This window comes from Streptomyces daghestanicus (assembly GCF_020521275.1).
GTDB classification, from domain to species: Bacteria; Actinomycetota; Actinomycetes; order Streptomycetales; family Streptomycetaceae; genus Streptomyces; species Streptomyces griseoviridis.
In genome coordinates this window covers 663,681-679,493 of record NZ_BNDX01000018.1, presented here as the reverse complement: position 1 = coordinate 679,493, position 15,813 = coordinate 663,681, and the positions used below count along the sequence as shown (strand labels likewise).

14 protein-coding genes and 1 pseudogene are annotated in these 15,813 nt (G+C 73.4%); 6 read left to right on the top strand and 9 right to left on the bottom strand.

Annotated elements, in window-relative coordinates; translation table 11 throughout:
* From Sdagh_RS35600 to Sdagh_RS35590, 3 genes are all read right to left on the bottom strand, one after another.
* The gene (locus Sdagh_RS35600) at positions 1 to 1,059 is read right to left on the bottom strand and encodes a YncE family protein (protein ID WP_189414336.1); all 1,059 of its coding nucleotides are present in this window, start codon (positions 1,057 to 1,059) and stop codon (positions 1 to 3) included.
* 108 nt (positions 1,060 to 1,167) lie between these two features.
* Entirely contained in the window at positions 1,168 to 3,201 is a 2,034-nt protein-coding gene (locus tag Sdagh_RS35595; RefSeq protein WP_190076537.1) for a CocE/NonD family hydrolase, read from the bottom strand.
* A gap of 13 nt (positions 3,202 to 3,214) precedes the next feature.
* Positions 3,215 to 4,228, bottom strand: a complete 1,014-nt coding sequence (locus tag Sdagh_RS35590; RefSeq protein WP_226536211.1) for an ATP-grasp domain-containing protein — start codon at positions 4,226 to 4,228, stop codon at positions 3,215 to 3,217.
* On the opposite strand from Sdagh_RS35590, the pseudogene Sdagh_RS35585 reads away from it, so the two are divergent.
* The 6 genes and pseudogenes from Sdagh_RS35585 to Sdagh_RS35560 all read left to right on the top strand — a co-directional run.
* A pseudogene (locus tag Sdagh_RS35585) lies at positions 4,203 to 4,333 on the top strand (ATP-grasp domain-containing protein); the annotation flags it as partial. The gene Sdagh_RS35590 and the pseudogene Sdagh_RS35585 sit on opposite strands and share 26 nt — an antisense overlap.
* 119 nt (positions 4,334 to 4,452) lie before the next feature.
* The gene (locus tag Sdagh_RS35580) at positions 4,453 to 5,673 is read left to right on the top strand and encodes a glycoside hydrolase family 16 protein (RefSeq protein WP_189414334.1); all 1,221 of its coding nucleotides are present in this window, start codon (positions 4,453 to 4,455) and stop codon (positions 5,671 to 5,673) included.
* An 88-nt stretch (positions 5,674 to 5,761) separates the two neighbouring features.
* Complete coding sequence (locus tag Sdagh_RS35575) at positions 5,762 to 6,247, top strand: SRPBCC family protein (protein WP_189414333.1); 486 nt, start codon at positions 5,762 to 5,764, stop codon at positions 6,245 to 6,247.
* Between the two features lie 39 nt (positions 6,248 to 6,286).
* Positions 6,287 to 8,596 carry an FdhF/YdeP family oxidoreductase gene (locus Sdagh_RS35570; RefSeq protein WP_189414403.1) on the top strand — a complete coding sequence of 770 codons (2,310 nt, stop codon included), beginning with the start codon at positions 6,287 to 6,289 and terminating at the stop codon, positions 8,594 to 8,596.
* 167 nt (positions 8,597 to 8,763) lie between these two features.
* Positions 8,764 to 9,609, top strand: a complete 846-nt coding sequence (locus Sdagh_RS35565; RefSeq protein ID WP_189414332.1) for an endo alpha-1,4 polygalactosaminidase — start codon at positions 8,764 to 8,766, stop codon at positions 9,607 to 9,609.
* Positions 9,610 to 9,627: 18 nt separating this feature from the next.
* On the top strand, positions 9,628 to 10,413 hold the full coding sequence (locus Sdagh_RS35560; RefSeq protein ID WP_189414331.1) for an alpha/beta fold hydrolase: 786 nt from the start codon (positions 9,628 to 9,630) through the stop codon (positions 10,411 to 10,413).
* An 83-nt stretch (positions 10,414 to 10,496) separates the two neighbouring features.
* Here the strand turns inward: Sdagh_RS35560 and Sdagh_RS35555 are convergent, their stop codons facing one another.
* From Sdagh_RS35555 to Sdagh_RS35530, 6 genes are all read right to left on the bottom strand, one after another.
* The gene (locus tag Sdagh_RS35555; protein WP_372478504.1) at positions 10,497 to 11,444 is read right to left on the bottom strand and encodes an endonuclease/exonuclease/phosphatase family protein; all 948 of its coding nucleotides are present in this window, start codon (positions 11,442 to 11,444) and stop codon (positions 10,497 to 10,499) included.
* Positions 11,445 to 11,605: 161 nt separating this feature from the next.
* A complete protein-coding gene (locus tag Sdagh_RS35550; RefSeq protein WP_226536207.1) occupies positions 11,606 to 11,869 on the bottom strand; it encodes a hypothetical protein in 264 nt (87 codons plus the stop codon).
* 95 nt (positions 11,870 to 11,964) lie between these two features.
* On the bottom strand, positions 11,965 to 13,557 hold the full coding sequence (locus tag Sdagh_RS35545) for an MFS transporter (protein ID WP_190076536.1): 1,593 nt from the start codon (positions 13,555 to 13,557) through the stop codon (positions 11,965 to 11,967).
* Between the two features lie 183 nt (positions 13,558 to 13,740).
* The gene (locus Sdagh_RS35540; RefSeq protein WP_189414329.1) at positions 13,741 to 14,211 is read right to left on the bottom strand and encodes a MarR family winged helix-turn-helix transcriptional regulator; all 471 of its coding nucleotides are present in this window, start codon (positions 14,209 to 14,211) and stop codon (positions 13,741 to 13,743) included.
* 32 nt (positions 14,212 to 14,243) lie between these two features.
* The gene (locus Sdagh_RS37110) at positions 14,244 to 14,708 is read right to left on the bottom strand and encodes a hypothetical protein (RefSeq protein WP_190076535.1); all 465 of its coding nucleotides are present in this window, start codon (positions 14,706 to 14,708) and stop codon (positions 14,244 to 14,246) included.
* A 25-nt stretch (positions 14,709 to 14,733) separates the two neighbouring features.
* A complete protein-coding gene (locus tag Sdagh_RS35530) occupies positions 14,734 to 15,771 on the bottom strand; it encodes a LacI family DNA-binding transcriptional regulator (protein ID WP_190076569.1) in 1,038 nt (345 codons plus the stop codon).
* Between the last annotated feature and the right edge of the window lie 42 nt (positions 15,772 to 15,813).

Below are 15,813 nucleotides of genomic sequence, written 5' to 3'. Positions count from 1 at the left end.
TCAGCGGGCGGCGAGGACGATCCGCGTGACCCGGTCCTCGCCGTCCGGCCCGGAGGCCGACTTGTCCAGGACGTAGGCGGTGCCGTCGTCGCGAACCTGGACGTGGTTGGGGAGCGCCGCGGTGACGACGGTTCCGGTGACGGTCCCGGTCCGCGGGGCGACGACGGAGACACTCCCCGCCAGCCGGTTGACGACCAGCACCCGGCCCGAACGGGGGTGGGTCGCCACGGACTTGGCGCCCTCGCCGGTGGGGATCGACCGGGTCACCTCCCCCGCGCGCAGGTCGACGACGGAGACGGTGCCCGCTCCCTGGTCGGCGGTGTAGGCGGTGCGGCCGTCGGCGGAGAGCGAGACGGAGAGGGGGCCGTCCCCGGTGGGGATGAGCCGCGGCACGGCGGAGCGTGAGGTGATCCGGATGACGCGGTCATGGGTGAAGTCGGCGGCGTGCACGGCGCCGGTGCGCTCGTCGACCGCCAGCCCGGTCGGGCCGGCCCCCTCCACGGTGACCCGCCTGACCTCCTCGTACGTACGGCTGTCGAAGGCGACGACGGAGCCGCTGCCGTAGGCCGTGGCCCAGACCAGGTTCCGCTTCTCGTCCACCACGACCTCGCGGGCGTGCGCCACGCCGGGCACGGTCGCGAGGTGCCGGCCGGTGCGCTGGCTGTACACGGCGACGCTGTCGTCGCGGGTGTTGGTGACCCAGACGGTGTTGTGCTCGTCGTCGACGTCGATGCCGTAGACCGCCTCGATCGTGCCGTCGCGGGGATCCCGCGGGGCGTCGTAGGCGGCCTCCACCTCCAGGGTGTCCGGGTCGAGCCGGACCAGCCGGGAGCGGGTGACCGCCGCCGGGGGCTGGCCCACCGACGCCGTCGCCCACAGCGCGTCGTTGCGCTCGGAGTAGGCGGACTGGTAGAGGCCGGCGACGAGCGGCGCGGAGGTGACGGACGTCCCCGTCGCCGGGGCGGCGGTCGCGGGGGCCGCCGGCGTCAGGACGCCGGCGGCCGCGAGCACCACCGCCGCCGCGGCGGCACGGTGGACACGTCGGGTGAGCGTGGGCATGGTGTGCGGTCTCCCTGCGGAGGAGCCCCCGGCGAGGGCGGGCTGAAGATGATCCTGAGTAAAGCTCAGGCAAGCCTAAGCCAATGGGATCTTCAACCGTGCGGCGTCCTACAGCAGGTCCCTGGGCACCTTCTCGTTCCAGGTGCGGGAGAAGACCCGGCGGTCCCCTTCGTAGCCGTCGAGCGTGGCGTCGACGTGGAAGTCGCGTTCGTCGCAGGTGAGCCGGGTGTGGGTGACGACCCGGACCTCCCAGGGTGCCCGCCGGAAGGTCATCGTCCAGGTCGTCTCGCCGCTGACGGAGGTGAAGTCGTCGGCGACGGCCGTGTAGCGCTCGTGGGCGCGCCGGCCGACGTCCAGGCCGATCTGCTCGAAGCGGGTCATGCCGCGGTCCTTCACGATGTCCAGTTCGGCGTGGTAGCCGATCAGGTCGCGTTTCACCTCCCAGCGCTCCTCCGGCGGGCTGAGCGCCGTGGTGGCGAGGGGCTCTGCGCCCTCCGGTTCGCCGAACGGCTCCGGCGGGGTGCCGTCGGGCGCGTCCGCCGGGCGGACCGGCAGGGTCAGCGTGCTGGAGTGCGCGTGGATGCCGAGCCGGGCCGGACGCGGCGGCGGCCAGGCCAGCGGCCAGTAGGACGTGGACAGCGAGAGACGGACCCGGTGTCCCGCCGGGAAGGTCTGCGCCACCCCGTTGAGGTGGACGGTGGCGCGGTAACGGCGGCCGGGCTCCAGGGCTTCCGGATGCTCGGTGCTGTCGTGCCGGGTGAGGTTGAGCAGACCGTAGGTGACCCGGGTCGCGGCCCCGTCGGGGCGGACGTCGGAGAGCCGGGCGGCCACCATGGCGACCGGCCGGTCCACGACGAGGTCGAGGTCCACGGACGGCGAACCGAGGATCTCCAGGGGCTCGGCCAGCGGCTCGGTCTCGAAGACCAGCGACCCGCCGTCCTCCTCCCGCTGGTCGTAGGGCAGGTCCGGGGGCGCGTTGTAGGAGGCCCACTTGCCGCCGAACTGGCCGACGGACAGCGGCGACTGCACGGTGAGCACCTCGCCCCCGGCTCCCGCCGCCGGTTCCCCGGGCGGCGCGATGCGGTGCCGGACCAGGGGGTGGGTGACGGGGCGGACGTTCGGGGAGGGCCAGGACGGCTCCCCCACCCAGCGGCCGGGCCGCTCCTCGTAGGAGGTGGACGGCGGGACGCTGTCCTGCATCCAGGTCAACAGCATGGGGCCGTCCATGACGCCGTTGTCGACGCCCTTGAGCCAGTGGTCCCACCAGCGGACCAGTTCCTGGAGGTAGCCGACGGCGGGGCCGGGCTCACCGAGGTGCGGGAACTTGTGCGACCAGGGGCCTATCAGCCCCTTGCGGGGCACGTCCAGGTGGGCGAGGAGGCGGGTGACGGCGTTGGAGTAGCCGTCCGCCCAGCCGCTGGAGGCGAGTACCGGGCAGCGTACGGCCGCGGGGTCCTCACCGACCGAGGCGTGCCGCCAGTAGTCGTCGCGGCGCTGGTGGCGCAGCCACGGCAGGACCCAGGGCTCGGTCTGCTCCAGGCGTTCGAACCACATGTCCCGCCAGCGGTCGCCGACCACGGCCGGGTCGGGCGGGCAGGTGGCGTAGGCGAACATGGTCCCGGCCTCGGCCAGGTTGTCCGACAGCATCGCCCCGCCCATGTAGTGCATGTCGTCGGCGTGCCGGTCGTCGGTGAAGGAGGCGATGGCGATCGCCTTGAGGCCGGGTGGCTGCCGGGCCGCCACCTGGAGCGCGGCGAAGGCACCCCAGGACAGGCCCATCATGCCGAGGGAGCCGTCGCACCAGGGCTGTTCGGCCAGCCACGCCAGGACCTCCTCCGCGTCGCGCTGCTCCTGCTCCAGGTACTCGTCCTTCAGCACGCCCTCCGACTCGCCGGTGCCGCGCAGGTCGACGCGGACGCAGGCGTAGCCGTGCCCGGCGAGGTAGGGGTGGTGGACGGAGTCCCGGACCGCGGTGAGGTCGCGCTTGCGGTAGGGGATGTACTCCAGGACCGCGGGGACGGGGTCGTGGTCGGAGGAGGTGGGGCGCCAGACGCGGGCCGAGAGACGGACGCCGTCGGACATCGGGACGACGACGTGTTCCTCCTCCTTGGTCGCGTACGGCGGATTCGTGACGTACCGCATGTCGGCGGCCTCCTTACGCGTGCGGTCCTTCCCCGGGCTCGTCGATGGCGAGTCCGAGGGCGGCCACGCAACGGTCGAACTTGCGGCGCAGGTCTTCCTCGTCGTCGCCGCCGGTGAAGATGTGCGCCACCTCGTAGCTGTAGCTGTCCTGCTGGGAGAGGCCGGACAGGCGCTGCCCGGCCTCGGGGATGACGTGGACGCGCACGCCGGGTATCTCGCGTTCGATCCGGGCGATGTCCTCGGGCGAGGGCACCGCGCGGACCGCGCCGTCGGTGAACCAGCGGTAGTACCACTTGGCCGCCATGGCGTACTCGCCCTGCCGGTGGGGCATGGCGGGGTCGGTGCCGAGGGCGAGCGCGATCATGCAGTGGTGGTTCGGGACGCCGTCGACGTACTGGAACAGCTCGGCGTGCGACTGGGAGTGGCGGGGGTTGATCTCCAGCAGGCTGACCTGCTGGGTCCCCGGGTCGTAGAAGTACTCCACGCTGAAGGTCGCCGAGTCGAAGCCGATGCGGGTCATCACGCGCCGGGTGACGTCGTGCAGCCGGGCGACGACGTCGGGCGGCAGTGCCGAGGGGTACTGGTGGCGCAGGAAGCACGGTGAGCCGGGGTAGTCGATCGAGTCCAGGGTGCCGTAGACGGTCACCTCGCCCTGGTGGACGTAGCCCTCCACCGCGACCTGAATGCCCGTCAGGGACTCTTCGGCGAGGCACACCTGTCCGCCGACGCCGTCCATCTCCGGGGGCAGGTCGACGCGGTCGAGGACGTGCTCGAAGGGCCGGCCGACCCGTGCGATGCCGTCCCGGATCTCGGCGGCGGCCTTGCGGAACTCCTCCTCGTCCTCGACGCCGAAGGCGAGTTCGGAGGAGTACGACAGGGCGGGCTTGAGCCACATCGGGAAACGCAGGCCCTCCGGGACGGGCGGCGGATCGGCCGTCAGGTCGACCCGGCCGAAGCGCGGCAGGGCGTCGGTGACCTTCTCCTGTTCCACCCGGCGGCCGGAGATCATCGAGAAGGCACAGGGCATCCTCGACGCCTTCGAGGGAGCATCGACGCGATCGTCGGCTACGGGGACTTCCCGGTCAGCACCCTCGTGCCGATCCTGGGCGAACGCCACGGCACCCGCACCACGAGGCCGACGACGAAGACGTTCTTCTTTTCCTCAACAGAGGAAAATCTCTCCCTCCCGAGGGCGGCGGAGTACCCTGCCTCGTCACGGCCAACCTCGCCGCACCGGAGAGGAGCTATGCGATGGGCACCCCACCCAGGCACGCCAGGCCGAGGTCGCGCGCCCTGCGGGCCGGTGTCCTCCTCGTCTCGGGGGCCGTCGTGACGACGGCTCTCTCGCTCGCCGGCACCGCGAACGGCGACCCGCCCGGCCCCCGTGTCACCCAGCTCGGCCTCGCGCCGGACCACCTCACCGCGGGACACCGCGCTCCGGCCCGGCTGGAACTGACGGCCGACCGGTGCCTGACCGCGGCCCGGGTCACCGTCGCCGTACGCGACCGCGACGGCCGCAACGTCGACTTCCCGGGCGCCGCCTCCGACGTACGGGTGTGCCCCTCGGGTCACACCTTCACCTCCGGGGCGCGCGCGTTCGCCGCCGGGTCGTACACGATGTTCGGCTCGTGGCAGGACGGGGAGGGGCGGTGGCACCCGCTGACGCCGATCACGCTGAGCGTGGCGGAGCCGGCCGGGCAGGCGGAGCCGGCCGATGCCGGGGCTCCGTCCGGTCCCGGTGAGCCCTCCGGGTCGGCGGAGCCGGCCGAGGCGGACGGCGGCGGTCCGTCGTGGGACGCGTCCGGCGGGTGGCGGCGGCGGTTCACCGACGAGTTCGACGGGACCGCGCTGGACACCTCGAAGTGGAACACCGGCTGGTTCGGCACCGGCGTCACCGGGCCGGTGAACACGGCCGAGGACGCCTGCTACGACACGCGCAACGCCGTCGTGTCCGAGGGCGCGCTGCATCTGCGGCTGACCGGCGCGAGCGCCATCTGCAAGGGGGAGACCCGCCCGTACAGCGGGGCGCACGTGAACACCATGGGCCTGTTCTCCTACAGCTACGGAGCGGTGGAGTACCGGGCCCGCGTCCCGTCGGTGGACGGGGCGGTGGCGAACTGGCCGGCGCTCTGGGACACCGGCTCCCTCTGGCCCCGCGACGGCGAGATCGACACCCTGGAGGGCCTGTCCGGCGAGGTCTGCTCGTACTGGCACAGCACGCGCGTCGACCGGGGGCACTGTCCGCCGTCCGGTGACCGGGCCGGGTGGCACACCTTCGGCCACACGTGGGAGCCCGGGAGGATCACCTGGTTCCACGACGGGAAGCCGGTGCACACCGAGACCTCGGGGATCGTCGGCTCCCCGCACCACCTGGTGATGCAGAACACCCAGGGCTCCTTCGGCGGCCCGACGCTCGTCCCCGCCGACCTCCAGGTCGACTGGGTGCGGGTCTGGTCCCGCCGGGCCGGGTGAGGGGATCACGCGGCAGGACCAAGACATGTGGCAGCCGTTCCGGGGGCACCCGAGACTGGCAGGACGAGCGCTCGTAGACAGGCGGGTCATGAGCACCATCGAAGAGACGGTCCAGATCGCGGTGCCGGTGCGCACCGCCTACAACCAGTGGACCCAGTTCACGGTCTTCCCGCGGTTCATGGCCGCGGTGCGGGACGTCGAGCAGTTCAAGCCGACCCTCACCCGCTGGACCGTCGGACGCGGTCCGGTCCACCGGGAGTTCCTGGTGGAGATCACCGAGCAGCGGCCGGACACCGTGGTGCGCTGGCGGGTCCTGGGGGGTCGCGGCCACGGCGAGGCGGCGTTCCTGTCCCTCGCGCCGGACCGGACCTCGCTCACGGTGCGCGTCGGCCCCGGCGACCCCCTCGGGGTGACGCGCCGTGTCCTCGGAGCCTCCCTCGCGCACTTCCGCGAGTTCATCGAGGGCGTGGGCGAGGAGACCGGCGCCTGGCGGCACACGGTCCGCGACGGGCACGTCCTGCCGGCCGAGGCCGAGCCGTCGCGCAGCCACGGCGCCCACTGGCCGCACGGCTGACCGATCCGACCCACCCGGAGGAAGCGAGTGACGCGCCTGATGCACACCTCACCGAGCGACGAGCCGGAGGAGAACCTCACCGTCCAACCGCCCAAGACCTGGGCCACGGGCGCCCCCGCGGTGGCGCACGCGCTGCAGTACTCGCTGGAGGAGACCTCGGTCCGGCGCACCGGTACGACACTGCTCACCATGAACCAGGTCGACGGCACCGACTGCCCCGGCTGTGCCTGGGCCGACCCCTCCCCCGGTCACCGGCACGTCAACGAGTACTGCGAGAACGGCGCGAAGCACATCAACGACGAGGCGACGACCCGCCGGATCACCGCCGACTTCTTCCGCAGGTACTCCGTCTCCGACCTCGCCGCCCGCTCCGACCAGTGGCTGAACCAGCAGGGCCGGCTCACCGAACCCGTGGTGAAGCGTCCGGGCTCCGACCACTACGAGCCCATCGGCTGGCAGGAGGCGCTCGGGCTGCTCGCCGGGGAACTGAACTCCCTCGACTCGCCCGACGAGGCGGTCTTCTACACCTCCGGCCGGGTCAGCAACGAGGCGGCATTCGTCCTCCAGCTCTTCGCGCGGGCGTACGGCACCAACAACCTGCCCGACTGCAGCAACATGTGCCACGAGTCCAGCGGCTTCGCCCTGCACGAGACGCTCGGTACCGGCAAGGGCACGGTGACCCTGGAGGACCTCCACCACGCCGACCTGATCTTCGTCGTCGGGCAGAACCCCGGGTCCAACCATCCGCGCCAGCTCAGCGCCCTGGAGGCGGCCAAGCGCAACGGCGCCCGCGTGATCGCGGTCAACCCGCTGCCGGAGGCGGGACTGCTGCGGTTCAAGAACCCGCAGAAGCCGCGCGGGGTGATCGGCCGCGGCGTGGAGATCGCCGACCGGTTCCTGCACATCCGCGTCGGCGGGGACCTCGCCCTGTTCCAGGGGCTGAACCGGCTGCTGCTGGAGGCGGAGGACGCCCGTCCGGGGACCGTCCTCGACCATGACTTCATCCGGGCGAGCACCTCCGGTTTCGAGGAGTTCTCCCGGCACGCCCGGACCGTCGCCTGGGAGGACGTCCTCCGCGCGACCGGCCTGACCCGGGCGGAGATCGAGAAGGTGCGCGACGACGTGCTGGCCAGCGAGCGGGTCATCGTCTGCTGGGCCATGGGCGTCACCCAGCACAAGCACGGCGTGCCCACCATCCGGGAGATCGTCAACTTCCTGCTGCTGCGCGGCAACCTCGGCCGGGCCGGGGCCGGGGCCTGCCCGGTGCGCGGGCACAGCAATGTGCAGGGCGACCGCACGGTGGGCATCTGGGAGCAGATGCCGGACTCCTTCCTGGACGCGCTGCGCGACGAGTTCGGGTTCGAGCCGCCCCGGCACCACGGGCTGGACGCGGTGAACTCGATCAAGGCCATGCGGGAGGGGCGGGTCAGGTTCTTCCTCGGCGTGGCCGGCAACTTCGTGCGGGCCGCCCCGGACAGCGACGTCACCGAGGAGGCGATGCGGCGCTGCCGTCTCACCGCGCACATCTCCACCAAGCTCAACCGGTCGCACACCGTGTGCGGCGACACCGCGCTGATCCTGCCGACGCTGGGCCGTACCGAGCGGGACATCCAGGCCACCGGCGAGCAGTTCGTCACGGTGGAGGACTCGATGAGCGAGGTGCACACCTCGCGCGGACGGCTGGAGCCGGCCTCCCGGCTGCTGCTCAGCGAGGTCGCGATCCTGTGCCGGCTGGCCCGCCGGACCCTGGAGGGCCGGACGGAGATCCCCTGGGACCGGTTCGAGGCCGACTACGGCGTGATCCGCGACAGGATCGCCCGGATCGTGCCGGGGCTGCACGACTACAACCGGCGGGTCGTCCGCCCCGGCGGCATCAGGCTGCCGAACCCGGTCAACGAGGGCGTCTTCGGCACCGAGAGCGGCAAGGCCCTGTTCACCCGCAACGACTGGCAGATGCCGCGCGTGCCCGAGGGGCACCTGCTGCTCCAGACGCTGCGCTCGCACGACCAGTGGAACACGGTGCCGTACACCACCGACGACCGGTACCGGGGCATCCACGGCAGCCGCCGGGTGGTCATGGTCAACCCCGACGACCTCACGGAGCTGGGGCTGGCCGACGGGCAGCGGGTGGACCTGGTGAGCGTGTGGTCCGACGACGTCGAGCGCCGCGCCGCCGGCTTCACGGTGGTCGCCTACCCGAGCGCGCGCGGCTGCGCGGCGGCGTACTACCCGGAGACCAATGTCCTGGTCCCGCTGGACAGCGTGGCCGACATCAGCAACCAGCCCGCGTCCAAGGGCGTGGTGGTGCGTCTGGAATCCCGTGCCCTGGCCGGTACGACCCCGGATTGACGTGCGGTTTTGACGTGGACTAGGTTTTTGGCCGGCTGCCGCGCGGCGGTCGGCCAGAGACATGCCCAGCCGGTGGACGGCCCCGTGCCGCGAGTCCGGACCGAGTCGCCAGGACCGCTGCCGGGTCCGAGGCGGGGCCGTGTCCACCAGTGGGAGTTTCGTCAGTCATGCGCAGCCACCGGGTCCCCTCCCGTCCGTCCACCCTCGTCCTCACGGTGACGGCCGCCCTCACCGCCCTGCTCGGCACGGCGTGTTCGGGCGGCGCCGTGCGCGACGCGCGGGCCGCGGACGCCGTGACGCCGCCGCCCGCCCGCACCGGGTTCGACTACCAGCTCGGCGGCCCGTACACCCCGGCCGACGACGTCCGTGTGGTCGTCCGCGACCACACCGCGAAGCCCGCCGCCGGCCGCTACACCATCTGCTACGTCAACGCCTTCCAGGCCCAGCCCGACGCCGAACGGGAGTGGGACCCCGACCTCCTGCTGCGCGACGGCGACGGGCACGTGGTGATGGACGAGGAATGGGGCGAGGCCATGCTCGACATCGGCACCGCCGCCAAACGGGAGCGGATCGCCGCGAAGGTGAACGGCTGGATCGACGACTGCGCCGCCCGGGGCTTCGACGCGGTGGAACCGGACAACTACGACAGCTACACCCGTGCCCCCGGGGGCCTGCTGAGCGCGGCCGACGCCAAGGCGTTCCTCGGGCTGCTCGCCGCGCACGCCCATGACGAGGGCCTGGCCATCGGCCAGAAGAACACCGCCGAACTGGCCGCGGACCGCGAGGAGGTCGGCCTCGACTTCGCCGTGGTGGAGGAGTGCGGCCAGTACGACGAGTGCGACGCCTACACCGCGGCGTTCGGCGACGAGGTGCTGGTGATCGAGTACGAGGAGAGGGGCCTGAAGCGGGCTTGCGAGGGCTGGGGCGGGGAGATCAGTGTGGTACGGCGCGATCTGGACGTCCTGCCGGCGGGACGCCCCGGGTATGTGCGCCGGACCTGTGACGACCTCTGACGACAGCGAGGGCCCGCCGTGACCGACGTGCACCGGACGGTGTGGGACGAGACGGGCGGGGCGGGAGCCCCGGTGGTGTTCGCGCACTCCGTCTTCACGTGGGGTGACGACGACGCCTACGGATTCGCGGCGCAGCGGCCGCTGGCCCGCCGCTACCGGCTGCTGCTCGTGGACCGGCGCGGCTACGGGCGCACTCCGGGCACCGGGCGCAGCGACTTCGACACCGACGCCGACGACCTCGTGGAGCTGCTGGCCCGGCAGGAGGGCGGCGCGCACCTGGTCGGCCACGGCCACGGCGGGCTGGCGGCCATGCTCGCCGCGGGCCGCCGGCCCGGCCTGGTGCGGTCCCTGGCCCTGATCCAGCCCTCGGCGTTCTCGGCCAGCGCCGGGCACCCGGTGGTGGAGGCCATGCTGCGGCGGGTGGCGCGGAACCCGCCGCTGCCGGACTCGGTCACCCCGGAGGACTATCTGCGCGCCTCCACCGAGGGCCTCGGGCTGCCCATGCCGGAGCCCACCGAGCGGCGGCTGCGCGCGGTGGCCACGTCGATGCGGGAACGTCCCGTCTGGGAGGCGCGGGTGCCGCTGGAACCGCTGCGGACCGCGCCCTGGCCGACGCTGGTGGTCTGCGGCACCTGGGAGGGCGCGCCCGAGCCGTACCGCGCATACGCCGGTGAGCCGCTGATCGCGTGCGCGGAGGCGGTGGCCGGGGCGGTCGGCGCCCGGCTGCTGCGGGTGCCCGGTTACTACCCGCACACCCAGCGGCCGGCCGAGGTGAACGCCGCGCTTCGCGAGCTGTGGGGCTGACGTGCCGTCAGGGAACGCCCGGGTCTTGCGGGGGGTCGTGGGGGGCGCCGCGCCGGACGTCCCCCACGTCTCGCCGTCCCTCTTCAGGCCGGGGTGATCCGGGCGGCGACCGGCAGGTGGTCGCTGCCGGTGGCGGGCAGGGTCCGGATGGGCCCGACGGTGGCCGACGCGGCCATGATCTGGTCGATGCGGGCCAGCGGGAGGCGGGCCGGGAAGCTGAAGGCGAAGCCGCGGTCTGGCCCGTCCAGCCGGGAGGTCAGCGGGGCCAGGCCGCCGTCGTCGACCGTGCCGTTCAGGTCGCCGAGCAGCAGGACGCGGTCCTGGTCCTCGGCGTCGAGGGCCGCGCCGAGGAGACCGGCGCTCTCGTCGCGCCGGGCGGAGGCGAGGCCGGTCGCGCCGAGCCGGACCGAGGGCAGGTGGGCGACGTACGCGGCGAGGTCGCCGTACGGGGTGCGGACCACGGTCCGCAGGGCGCGGTTCCAGGACCCGTCGACGCCCTCGGGCCGGATGTCGATCTGCCGGGTCCCGGTGAGCGGGTGCCGCGACCAGATGCCGACGGTGCCGCGGACGGCGTGGTACGGGAACTCGGGGGCGAGGGCGTCCTCGTACGCCTGGAGGGCCGGCGGGAGCAGTTCCTCCAGGGCTATGAGGTCGGGGCCGGCGGCGGCCAGGGCGCGGGCGGTGCCCGCCGGGTCGGGGTTCTCGTCGCTCGCGTTGTGCTGCACCACCAGCAGACCGCATGGGCGCTCATGGTCGGCGCCGGGCCGCAGGAGCGCGCCGAAGTGGGCCGTCCAGGCCACCAGAGGGAGCAGGGCCGCCAGGGCCGCGGTGGCCGAACGGCGCAGCAGGGCCAGGGCGAGCAGCACCGCGGTCACCAGGCCGAGCCAGGGCAGGAAGCTCTCCAGCAGGCTGCCGAGCCGGACCGGGGAGTCGGGCACGGCCCCGTGGAACAGCAGGAGTCCGCCGGTCAGCACCGCGGTCGCGGCGAGCACCCGCCCCCGGCGCCAGGCGGAGCCACGCGGCCGGGGCAGCGGCGGTCGCGGCCTCTCCCCCACCCCCGGCCCCCTCCGTCCACGCGTGCCGGACCGTCCGGCGACGGCCCCTGTTCCCGCTCAACGGCCGGGGCACCGGGCGAGTTCCGGCCCGGTCCGCGGGAGAAGGACGGGGAGGTCACCGTCTCACCGGCGCCGTGTCACCACAGGCGCAGCGAGCGTCCCGCCGAGCGGTAGGTGACGAAGGCGTACACGGACAGACCGGCCCACAGGAAGGCGCTGAGCAGCGGCCACCACCGGTCGTGGCCCTGTGCACCCGTGATCACGCTGTTCACCCAGGACAGGACCCAACCGACCGTCAGCAGCGAGGCGACCCACCGGAACCAGCGCATCAGGTTCATGGTTCCCGCGGCCCGTGCCGCGGCCGTCTTCCGGCTCTCGGGCCGGGTTCGTTCGTTCCTCATACCCCTTCGGGTACCCCGAGACGGCGCGCCCGCGCCCGCCGTTCGAGGCGGATGCGGGCGCGCGGTCTCCTTCGGTCAGGTTCGGCCAGGATCGGTCAGGCGGCGTGCGGCTGCGCGGTGCGGCGCACCCCGGCGACGGCCACCAGGGCGCCGATGACGCACAGCACGCCGGCGACGAGCACGGCGGTGTGCACCCCGTTCATGAACGCCTGGTGGCTGCCTTCCACGACGGCGTCCCGGAGCCGGGCGGGCATGTCCGCGGAGACGGGGGCGACGCCCATGGCGACCGCGTCCGTCGCCTCGCCGAACCCGGCGGCGGCGGCCGACGGCACGCCGGCGGAGGTCAGTTCACCGGTGAGCGTGGAGCTCACCCGGCTGCTGATGAGCGACACCAGTACGGAGGTGCCGAGCGCGCCGCCGATCTGCAGGGCGGTGGCCTGGAGACCGCCCGCGACTCCGCCGTCGCGGACCGGGGCGTTGCCGACGATGGCGTCCGAGGAGGAGGACATCACCATGCCGACGCCGAGGCCGAGCGCGATGAACGGCGGCCACATGACGGTGTAGGAGGAGTCCGCGCTCCAGCCGAGCATGACGAAGCAGGCGACCGCCTGCAGGCCCATGCCGAGCGGCATGGTCAGCCGAGGTCCGAACCGGTCGGTGAGCGCGGCGCCGAGCGGGGAGGCCACGACGGAGGCGAGGCTGAGCGGCAGGGTGCGCACACCGGCCTCGACGGGGCTGAAGCCGCGCACGCTCTGGAGGTAGAGCATGACGAAGAAGATCACGCCGAGCAGGACGAAGAAGTTGAGCGCGGTGACGAACGTGCCGATGGTCAGCGCGCGGCTGCGGAAGAGGCGCATGGGCAGCAGCGGGGAGGCGACCCGGGTCTCCCAGAAGCCGAAGACCAGCACGATCACCACACCGGCGGCGATGGAGCCCAGGGTGCCGCCCGAGGTCCAGCCCCAGGTCTCGCCCTTGACGACGCCGAAGACGATGGCGAGCAGTCCGAGGGCCAGCAGGACGACGCCGAGGATGTCGAACTTCTCGTCGGCGGCGGCGCTGTTCCTGGTCTGCGGCAGGACGATCAGGCTGAAGACGAGGGCGATGACGCCGATGGGCGCGTTGATGTAGAAGACGGACTCCCAGCTGACGTGCTGCACGAGCAGCCCGCCGACGATGGGGCCGAGGGCGGTGGAGACCGAGGAGACCATGGCCCAGATGCCGACCGCCATGCCGAACTTCCTGGGCGGGAAGACGGCCCGGAGCATGCCGAGGGTGTTGGGCATCAGCAGGGCGCCGAAGAAGCCCTGGACGGCGCGGAAGGCGATGACGCCCTCGATCGACCCGGCGAGTCCGATGGCGACGGAGGCGACGGTGAAGCCGGCGACGCCGACGAGGTAGAAGGTGCGGCGGCCGAAGCGGTCGCCGAGCTTGCCGCCGAGGATCAGCGCGGCGGCGAGGGCCAGCAGGTAGGAGTTGGTGACCCATTGCAGGTCGGAGGTGGAGGCGCCCAGGTCGCGGCCGATCTCGGGGTTGGCGATGGAGACGACCGAGCCGTCCAGGCCGACCATGAACAGGCCGAAGGCGACGGCGATCAGCGTCAGCCACGGGTTGGACCGCCGCCCGCGGGGGCGGTCCGCGGCGGGGGCGGGGGTCGGCGGAGCGGAGGTGCCGGTGGCGGCGGAGGGCATGGCTGTGCGTGTCCTTCTGTAGAGCGGGGAAGAGTCCGATCGGGCGGTCCCCCGTGCGGCGTTCACACAGGTGGGAGAGCCCAGGGGGGGAACAGGACGGGGCCCCGACCAGGGCGTATCCCTTGTCCGGGGCGGCGCGGCACGTCCTGACGGCCCCGGTCCGCGAGGGTCCGGGGCGGATGGTCAGCGGCGCGGGCGCACGTGCCGTTCGAGTGCCGTGAGGGCGCCCAGGGCCGCGCCGAGGGCGTCCTTCTCGCCGTCGGTGAGCGCGCGCAGGGCGCTCCCGAGGTGGGCGCTCATCAGGCGCTCGACCTCGGCGAGCCGCTGCCGGGCGAAGACCGTGAGGTGCAGGTGCGCGACCCGCTTGTCGGCGGTGTCCCGCCGGCGTTCCAGCAGGCCCTGCTCGGTGAGCTGGGTGACCAGCGCGCTGACGTTGTTCGGCTTCATCAGCAGGGCCTCGGCCGCCGCGCGGACGGTGGTGCCGTCGTTGTCCTCGACGTGCCGCAGCAGGGCGAGCTGCGCCTCGGGCGGCTTGGGGTGCGCGTAGTCCTGCGCGACCTGGCGGTCGAGGGCCCGGGCCAGCCCCGGCAGGCACGCCACGAGCCGCGCGGCCACGTGGTCGGTGTCCTGCGCGGACGCGTTCTCCTCGGGCATACGGAGAGAATAAATATGGAGACATACCTATGTCAAGAAAGCCATCGTCGCCGGCCGGCCCGATGGGAGGGTGCCCGTGCCGACGGCTCACGCCGGGACCGCTTCCGCCGCCGTACGCACAGCCGGTCGCCTTCGGGACCGGCCCGTTCCGGCCGTACGACGCCGGGCACGGCGGCGGCGTCGACGCGCGCGGCGCCGGACCAGCGGGAGGAGTCGCCGAAGGGCTCCTCCAGGTTTCCCTCGACCAGGCGGCAGGGGCCCCCCACCCCGTCCTGGCTGACCAGCGTGAAGGAGCCGGCCTTCCTGGCGCAGTCGCCCGTGCGGGCCACGAGGCACCACCTGCCGCGGAAGTGGCGCGGTTCCGGCTCGGCGGGAACGATGCCGTCGTCCCAGGGGGCGGTCACCCGCAGTCCGGGGACACGGGTGGTGCCGGTGCCGGTGCCGGTGCCGGTGCCGGTGCCGGTGCCGGCGTGGAGCGGACGGCCGTCGACGGTCACCGGCGGGCCGGGCGCCTCGTGGACATCATGTGTCGCGGCCGGGCGCGCCGAACGCGCCCGCCCGGCCCAGCGTGCTCTCGCGTTCCGCCAGGCGGTGACCGGCCCGGACCCGCCGGGGTGCGGGCGTCCCGCCGCCGAGCCGGGCCAGCACGGACTCCACCGCCAGCCGGCCGATGGCCTCCTTGTCCGGGGAGACGGAGGTGAGGCTCACCGCCGCGAACCGCCCCTCCACCACGTCGTCGAAGCCGGCCACCGCGATGTCCTCGGGGACCCGGACGCCCCTGGCGTGGAGCGCGCGCATGGCACCGATGGCCATCGGGTCGTTGTAGGCGAAGACCGCGTCGGGGCGCCGGCCGGAGTCCAGCAGGCGGATCATGGCGGCCTCCCCGTCCGCGTGCCCCCAGCCGTCGGTGGCGGCGACGAGCCCCGCGTCGGAGGGGAGTCCGGCGGCGGTCAGCTCCTCGCGCCAGCCGCGGACCCGGAGCTGGGCGGGTTCGCTGCGGCCCCGCCGGGCGCCGATGAACGCCACCTCCCGGCGGCCCAGGCCGATCAGGTGCCGGACGGCGGCGCGGGCGGCGGCGACGTTGTCGATGGCGATGTGGTCGTACGGCAGGTCGTACTCGCGCTCGCCGAGCAGCACCAGCGGCACGTTCTCCGCGCGGTCGCCGAGGTCCTCGGCCTCCAGCTCGATGGGGCTGAGGATCAGTCCGTCGATCACCCGGGCGCGGAAGCCCCGGCAGACCAGGAGTTCCTGTTCGCGGCGTCCGCCGGTGTGGTCGAGCAGCACGGTGTAGTCGTGTGCGGCGGCGCTGTCGATGACGGCGGCGGCCAGCTCGGCGAAGTAGGGATTGCCCAGTTCGGGCAGGGCGAGGGCGATGATGCCGGTGCGTCCCTTGCGCAGGTGCCGGGCGGCCAGGTTGGGCCGGTAGCCGAGGGCGTCGATGGACCGCTGGACGCGGGCCCGCATGGCGGGGGTGACGTGCTGGTAGTCGTTCACCACGTTGGAGACGGTCTTGACGGAGACCCCCGCGTGCGCGGCGACGTCTCTGAGGCTGACCCGCACGGTGTTCCCTTCCGGCATCGGCCCTGGGTGGGCGGCGGCGGC

Coding starts and splice junctions, on each gene's coding strand:
- Sdagh_RS35600 (WP_189414336.1), bottom strand. CDS start 1,059: ATGCCCACGCTCACCCGACGTGTCCACCGTGCCGCCGCGGCGGCGGTG.
- Sdagh_RS35595 (WP_190076537.1), bottom strand. CDS start 3,201: ATGCGGTACGTCACGAATCCGCCGTACGCGACCAAGGAGGAGGAACAC.
- Sdagh_RS35590 (WP_226536211.1), bottom strand. CDS start 4,228: ATGCCCTGTGCCTTCTCGATGATCTCCGGCCGCCGGGTGGAACAGGAG.
- Sdagh_RS35580 (WP_189414334.1), top strand. CDS start 4,453: ATGGGCACCCCACCCAGGCACGCCAGGCCGAGGTCGCGCGCCCTGCGG.
- Sdagh_RS35575 (WP_189414333.1), top strand. CDS start 5,762: ATGAGCACCATCGAAGAGACGGTCCAGATCGCGGTGCCGGTGCGCACC.
- Sdagh_RS35570 (WP_189414403.1), top strand. CDS start 6,287: ATGCACACCTCACCGAGCGACGAGCCGGAGGAGAACCTCACCGTCCAA.
- Sdagh_RS35565 (WP_189414332.1), top strand. CDS start 8,764: ATGCGCAGCCACCGGGTCCCCTCCCGTCCGTCCACCCTCGTCCTCACG.
- Sdagh_RS35550 (WP_226536207.1), bottom strand. CDS start 11,869: ATGAGGAACGAACGAACCCGGCCCGAGAGCCGGAAGACGGCCGCGGCA.
- Sdagh_RS35545 (WP_190076536.1), bottom strand. CDS start 13,557: ATGCCCTCCGCCGCCACCGGCACCTCCGCTCCGCCGACCCCCGCCCCC.
- Sdagh_RS35540 (WP_189414329.1), bottom strand. CDS start 14,211: ATGCCCGAGGAGAACGCGTCCGCGCAGGACACCGACCACGTGGCCGCG.